This is a genomic window from Kitasatospora sp. NPDC088134, from assembly GCF_044741705.1.
Taxonomy (GTDB): Bacteria; Actinomycetota; Actinomycetes; order Streptomycetales; family Streptomycetaceae; genus Kitasatospora.
On the sequence record NZ_JBIUTD010000023.1, the window covers coordinates 114,739 to 121,494 of the forward strand.

The following is a 6,756-nucleotide window of genomic DNA, read 5'->3' on the forward strand; positions in this document are numbered from 1 at the left end:
GACCGGACGGCCTCAGGCTGCCGGAATCAGCGAGCTGCCGATCACAGGCTCGCCGACCAGGGAGCTGCCGTGTCTAAGGCACTCCTGGTTGAGCGGCGCCGGATCCGGCGCACTGGGCGAGGTCGCGGCGGCGATCCGCAGCTCGATGATGTCCCGGACGGCGGGCCACTCCTCGTCCAGGATCGAGTAGAACGCGGTGGACCGGACGACGCCGTCCAGGCCCCGCGAGTGGGCCCGGCGCACCCCTTCCGAGGTGGCGCCCAGCCGCTCGATGGCGATCCGGGAGCGGGTGTTCCGGGCGTCGGCCCGCAGCGAGATCCGCCGGACGCCCCAACCCTCGAAGGCGTGTCGGAGCATCAGCAGCTTCGCCTCGGTGTTGATGCCGGTGCCCTGCGCCCGCGGGGACAGCCAGGTGTTCCCGATCTCGGCGGCGTCCGGCACCGCCTCCAGCGGATCGCCGTACGGCACGCCCGGCACGGGCGGCCAGATCAACGGGCCCTGCCAGTAGTCCAGTTCCAGGAACCGGGTGGAGCCCACAACCCGGTTGTCCACCGTGCTCACCGTGGCGAACGGCAGCGAGCGGCCCGCGGCCTGATCGGCGAGGGCGCGCGCGATGTACTCCCGGGCGGCCTCCAGGCCGTGCGGGACGGGGGTGAAGGCGTAGGTCGTACGGTCCTCAGCGCCTGCCTCGGCCAGGGCCGCGGCGTGGTACTCGGCGAGGGGCTCCAGCCGCACGGTGCGGCCGTAGAGGGTGACGGGTACGGGCACGGATCCTTCGGTCCTTCGGCGGTCGTCGGGGCCCGCGTGCCGGGTTCGCGGCGCGAGGGCAGTGGTCGTTTCGCCCCGGCCCCGGACAACGGCCGTCCGTGGGGCGCTACGCCAGAGGCTCGGGCGTGCGGAGGGACGGCAGCCCGGAGGCGGGCAGCGCGGTGCCGGTACGGACACGGGTCGACGGACCGATCCGGCGGGATGAGCGACGGGACAGTGTGCGTCCGCGAGATGGCCGAGAGAGATACGAGATCACGAAGCGAAGCAGGCGGCCAGATGAAGGCAAGGTGCGCTAGGGATGGCTGGCCGAACAACGGACCGGGGCGTGGCCCACGACGTGACAGACGGCGTGGCGCGACGACGCGACGATGCGAGGCAGCGAGAGGACGATACCCGCCAGAAGGCGGTGCGTCACTTCGCGGCGCGCCAATCGGGGCGCGCGGGTCCTTTCGGCACGCCGAGACGCCCCTCAATATTAGCGGCGGACTGCGGCTCCACGTCCACGACCAGGCGCTTTGTCCGAAGGTGAGAGGATTCGAGAGACAGCGTGAAGACTCGTGCGAGGGTGGGAATGTCGGCGGGCCGCCGCACGCTGGACAGAGCAGATCCGGAAGCATTCCGAAACGACGAGACGGAAACGGGGTTGGGTGCACCGTGCGTGATCCCAAGGAGCTGTACGAGCTGGAACCGCAGGGTGTGACCGCCCTGGCGGCGGCACGCGCCGCCGCCGAGGCCGGGACCGGCCTCGTGCTGCTGTACCACCTCGAGGGCTTCATGGACGCCGGCGAGGCCGGCGGTCAGGTCGTCGGGCACCTGGTGGAGCACGGCTCCCCGCAGGTCGTCGCCAGGTTCGACCACGACCGCCTGGTCGACTACCGGGCCCGCCGCCCCGCGATGACCTTCGACCGCGAGACCTGGACGGACTACGACCCGCCCGAGATCCTGCTCCAGTTGGCGCGCGACTCGGTCGGCGCGCCCTTCCTGGTGCTCACGGGCCCCGAACCGGACACCGAGTGGGAGCTGTTCGCGGCGGCCGTCGCCGACCTGGTCGAGCGCTTCGAGGTCAGGCTGTCGGTGGCCTTCCACGGCATCCCGATGGGCGTCCCGCACACCCGCCCGGTGGGTCTCACCCCGCACGGCAACCGCGTCGACCTGGCGGCCGGCCACCCCAAGTGGTTCGACCAGGCCCAGGTGCCCGGCAGCGCCCAGGCCCTGGTCGAGTACCGGCTCGCCGAGGCCGGGCACGACGTGCTGGGCTTCGCCGCCCACGTCCCGCACTACATCGCGCGCTCCGCCTACCCGGCGGCCGCGGTGGCGATCCTGGAGGCCGTCCAGTCGGCGACCGGCCTGGTGCTGCCCGGCAGCGAACTGCGCGGCCGGGTCAACGAGGTCTACGCGGAGATCGAGGACCAGCTCTCCGACGGGGACGGCGAACTGCGCTCCGCGATCCAGGGCATGGAGGGCCAGTACGACGCGGTCTCCGGCGCCGTCGACCGGGAGAGCCTGCTCGCGGAGACCGCCGACCTCCCCTCGGCGGACGAACTCGGCCGCCGGTTCGAGGAGTTCCTCGCCGAGCACGAGCGCGGCGCGGACTGAGGTGCGCCGCCGCCTGCTGGCCGTCACCGCCGCGGCGCTGATCGGTGCCGCCGGGTGCGGCTCGGCGGGCTCCGGACCCGCCCCCACTCCCGGCCCGGTCTCGCCGAGCCCGTCCGCGACCCCGGTGACCGGCCCGTACGCGGCCCTCGGCGACTCCTACACCTCCGGCCTGCGGATCCCGCCCCAGGGCGGCACGCCGCAGGGCTGCGCGCGCTCGGGCGTCAACTACCCGTCCCTGGTGGCCCGTCGGCTGGAGCTCAAGGACTTCACCGACGTCAGCTGCAGCGGCGCGCGGACGGGCGACCTGACGGCGGCCCAGCAGACCGACGGCGGGGCGAACCCGCCGCAGCTGGACGCGGTCGGGGCCGCGACCCGGCTGGTGACGCTGGGCATCGGCGGCAACGACGCGGGCTTCCTCGACGTCCTGGGCCGCTGCGCGGTCGAGAACCTCCGCAACAGCCTGGCCGACGGGGGCGCCGACGCCCCCTGCCGGGCGTACTACACCACCGGGACGGGGCGCGGCGAGGTCCAGCGGAGACTCGCCACCGCCGGCGACCGGCTCGGCGGCGCGCTCGACGAGATCAAGCGGCGGGCCCCGCGGGCCCGGGTCCTGGTCGTCGGGTACCCGGCCCTGCTGCCGCAGGACCCGGCCGGCTGCGCGACCACCCTCGGCACCGGGGTCGCGCCCGCCGACATCGCCTTCGTGGCCGAGCAGGAGCGGCAGCTCAACGCGATGCTGCAGCAGCGCGCCGAGACCGCGGGCGCGGCCTTCGTCGACACCTACGCCGCCTCGTCCGGCCACGACATGTGCGCGGCCGAGGGCGAGCGCTGGATCGAACCGCTCAGCGCCGCCCCGGGCCTGGCCCCCGTCCACCCCAACGCCCGGGGCCAGCAGGGCATGGCCACCGCCGTCCTGGCCTCGCTCGAACAGCGCTGACCCCGCCGTCCCGCCCTCGGGAGGGCGCGGCAGCGGGGTGGGTGCCCGGCGGGACGGGTGCCCGGCCCCGCCGGGTCGGCGGGCCGGCGGAGCGGAGGTCAGGCGGCGCGGACGGCGTGCACGCCGATCCGGACGTTCTCGTCGTCCAGGCACTCGCCGGTCACCAGGTCGAAGCGCTGCTTGAGCAGCGGGGAGGCCACGTAGACCCGGCCGTCGGGGGTGGAGCCGAGCAGCCCCCGGGAGAGGACGTAGGCGCCGGTGAACGGGTCGCGGTTGTCGGTGGCGTAGAGGCGGTCGCCGCCGTCGCGGAACACGGCGACCTGGCGGCCGTCCGGCAGCAGGACGGCGATCCCGCGTCCGGGGAGCAGCAGGTCCAGGTCGCAGACCGGGAACCAGCCGGACGAGGAGGCCGAGTCGGAGAACAGCTCGACCCTGGTGGTGGTGGCGGTGGCGTTCATCGGGCTTCCTCCAGGAGTCGGTCGGCGGGGAGCGGGGCGTGGTCGGGGTCGAGGGTGGCGAACAGCTGCTCCTCGGTGGCCAGCAGCACCAGGTCCGGCTTGACCTGCTCGCGCTCGGCCACGAACCGGATGCTCGGGTCGGGCACGCCGGGGGCGTTGACGAAGGAGACGAACCGGCGCATCCGGTCGGGGTCGGCCAGGGTCGCCGCCCACTCGTCCTGGTACTCGTCGATGTGCCGGGCCATCAGCGCCTCCAGTTCGGCGGCCAGGCCGAGCGAGTCCTCGACCACCACCTCGCGGACGTGCTCCAGCCCGCCCTCGATCCGCTCCAGCCAGGTCGAGGTGCGCTCCAGCCGGTCGGCGGTGCGGATGTAGAACATCAGGAACCGGTCGATCAGGCGGATCAGCTGCTCGTCGTCCAGGTCCTGGGCGAGCAGGTCGGCGTGGCGGGGCGTGGCGCCGCCGTTGCCGCCGACGTACAGGTTCCAGCCGTTGCTGGTGGCGATGACGCCGAAGTCCTTGCCGCGGGCCTCGGCGCACTCGCGGGCGCAGCCGGAGACCGCGGACTTCAGCTTGTGCGGCGAGCGCAGGCCCCGGTAGCGGAGTTCGAGCCGGATGGCCATGGCGACCGAGTCCTGCACCCCGTAGCGGCACCAGGTCGAGCCGACGCAGGACTTCACGGTGCGCAGCGACTTCCCGTACGCGTGGCCGGACTCGAAGCCCGCCGCGACGAGTCGGCTCCAGATCATCGGCAACTGGTCCACGCCGGCGCCGAGCAGGTCGATCCGCTGGCCGCCGGTGATCTTGGTGTAGAGGCCGAACTCCTTGGCCACCTCGCCGATCACGATCAGCCGGTCGGGGGTGATCTCGCCGCCGGGGATGCGCGGCACCACCGAGTAGGAGCCGTTCTTCTGCAGGTTCGCCAGGAAGTGGTCGTTGGTGTCCTGCAGGGCTCCCTGCTCGCCGTCCAGGATGTGCCCGGAGGCCTCCAGCTCGGGGGCGAGCGAGGCGATGATCGAGGCCACCGTCGGCTTGCAGACCTCGCAGCCCTCGGCGTCCGCGGCCACCCGGCCGTGCTCGGCGAGCAGCTGACGGTGGGTGGGGATCCGCTTGACCAGGACGATCTCGTAGAGCTCGGCGCGGGTGTGGGCGAAGCACGGGCACAGGCCCTTGTCGACCTCGACGCCGCTCGCCTCCAACTCCTCGGCGACGATGGTGCCGACCAGCTTCACGCAGGAGCCGCAGTTGGTGCCGGCCCGGGTGCACTTCTTCACCTCGGGAACGGTGCTGCACGCGTGGTCGGTGACGGCGGCCCGGATCGTGCCCTTGGTGACGCTGTTGCAACTGCAGACCACCGCCTCGTCCGGCAGCGCGGAACCGCCCAGTGAGACCGCCGAATCCGTGCCGGCCGGCAGCACCAGCGACTCGGCGGGGACGGGCAGCGGGTTCCCGGTGCCCGCCAGCGGCCGCAGCGTCGCGTAGGCCGAGGCGTCGCCGACCAGGATGCCGCCGAGCAGCGCGCCCTCGGGGGTGACCACCAGCTTCTTGTAGACACCGGCGCGGGAGTCCGAGTACACCACGTCGAGCGCGCCGGGGGTGCTGCCGAAGGCGTCGCCGAAGCTGGCGACGTCCACGCCGAGCAGCTTCAGCTTGGTCGAGAGGTCCGCGCCGGTGAAGGGTTCGGCGGGCTGCCCGGCCAGTTGCCGGGCCACCGAGACCGCCATCTCGTAGCCGGGGGCGACCAGGCCGTAGACCCGGCCGTCCACCGCGAGGGCGCACTCGCCGATGGCGTAGACGTGCGGGTCCGAGGTGCGGCAGCGCTCGTCGACCGCGATGCCGCCGCGCTCGCCGACCGTCAGGCCGGCCTCCCGGGCCAGCCGGTCGCGGGGGCGGACGCCGGCGGAGAACACCACCAGGTCGGCGGCGAGTTCGGAGCCGTCGGTGAAGGACATGCCGACGGCGCGCCCCCCGGCCACGGTGATCGACCCGGTGCCGACCCCGGTGTGGACCACCACGCCCATCGACTCGACGGTCCGCCGCAGCGCGGCCCCGCCGGCCTCGTCGACCTGAACGGGCATCAGCCGCGGCGCGAACTCCACCACGTGGGTCTCCAGGTCCAGGCCCCGCAGCGCCCCGGCGGCCTCCAGCCCCAGCAGGCCGCCGCCGACGACCGCGCCCACCCGGGCCCCGGCGGCGTAGGCCTCGATCGCCTGGAGGTCCTCGATGGTGCGGTAGACGAAGCAGCCCTCGGCGTCCCGGCCGTCCACCGGCGGGACGAACGGGTACGAGCCGGTGGCCAGCACCAGGGTGTCGTAGCGGACGGTGTGCCCGGCGGCCGTGGTGACGGTCCGGGCCGCCGGGTCGAGCGAGACGGCGGGGGAGGAGAGGTGCACCTCGAACCCGTGCCGATCGGCGAAGCCGTCCTCCGCGAGCAGCAGGTCCTCGGGGGTCCTCCCGGAGAAGTAGGAGGTCAGACCGACCCGGTCGTAGGCGGGCCGGGGCTCCTCGGCGAGGACGACGACCCGGAAACGGGTCGCGGCGCCGGATTCGGCCAGGGCCTCCAGGAAGCGGTGGCCGACCATGCCGTAGCCGACCAGGAGCAGTACGGGCTTGGTGGTGGTCATCGGGAAGTCCCTCCGAGGTCGTGCTCCGGGTGGCGGACCACCGGAACTGGTGGGCTGGCCGGACGCCGGGCCGGACCGTCCCCGGCCCGGTCCGGCCCGGCGCGGCAGCGCGCCCCCGGTCCCGCCGGAGGCCCGGAGCCCGGACCGGGAGGGGGACGCCGTCCGCCCGCACCCCGGTCGCTGTCGTGGCACCGAGCATGGTCGGGGGGTGTTTCCCGACCGGTGCCGCGCTGTTTCACCACCGGAACTTCGACCTCAGCGGCCCGGGGCGGCAGCTGTGAGAGGGCGTTCGATAGGGGATTCCCCCCAACTGTCCGGATTTGATCGCTGCGGCACGGACTCGATTCCAGGATCTCGTGGCGACCGGGTCCGT

Annotated in this window: 5 protein-coding genes; 2 read left to right on the forward strand and 3 right to left on the reverse strand. The window is 73.8% G+C overall.

From position 1 onward, the window contains the following. Positions 1–12 precede the first annotated feature (12 nt). The gene (locus ACIOHG_RS28780; protein ID WP_400954726.1) at positions 13–768 is read right to left on the reverse strand and encodes a GNAT family N-acetyltransferase; all 756 of its coding nucleotides are present in this window, start codon (positions 766–768) and stop codon (positions 13–15) included. Between the two features lie 654 nt (positions 769–1,422). Here ACIOHG_RS28780 and ACIOHG_RS28785 point away from each other — a divergent pair. Both ACIOHG_RS28785 and ACIOHG_RS28790 read left to right on the forward strand, forming a co-directional pair. Further along, positions 1,423–2,364 (forward strand): PAC2 family protein, encoded by a 942-nt coding sequence (locus ACIOHG_RS28785; RefSeq protein ID WP_400954727.1) that lies wholly within the window; start codon positions 1,423–1,425, stop codon positions 2,362–2,364. A 1-nt stretch (position 2,365) separates the two neighbouring features. Then, on the forward strand, positions 2,366–3,301 hold the full coding sequence (locus ACIOHG_RS28790; RefSeq protein ID WP_400954728.1) for a GDSL-type esterase/lipase family protein: 936 nt from the start codon (positions 2,366–2,368) through the stop codon (positions 3,299–3,301). 98 nt (positions 3,302–3,399) lie between these two features. On the opposite strand, the gene nirD is transcribed toward ACIOHG_RS28790, so the two are convergent. Both nirD and nirB read right to left on the reverse strand, forming a co-directional pair. After that, positions 3,400–3,759: a nitrite reductase small subunit NirD gene (gene nirD / locus ACIOHG_RS28795; protein WP_400954730.1), complete on the reverse strand. Its 360-nt coding sequence runs from the start codon at positions 3,757–3,759 to the stop codon at positions 3,400–3,402. Continuing rightward, entirely contained in the window at positions 3,756–6,383 is a 2,628-nt protein-coding gene (gene nirB / locus ACIOHG_RS28800; RefSeq protein ID WP_400954731.1) for a nitrite reductase large subunit NirB, read from the reverse strand. Before nirB ends, nirD begins: the two co-directional genes overlap by 4 nt. Between the last annotated feature and the right edge of the window lie 373 nt (positions 6,384–6,756).

What these genes read in the sequence shown, in the direction of transcription:
- nirB (WP_400954731.1), bottom strand. Translation starts at nt 6,383, where the DNA reads ATGACCACCACCAAGCCCGTACTGCTCCTGGTCGGCTACGGCATGGTC.
- nirD (WP_400954730.1), bottom strand. Translation starts at nt 3,759, where the DNA reads ATGAACGCCACCGCCACCACCACCAGGGTCGAGCTGTTCTCCGACTCG.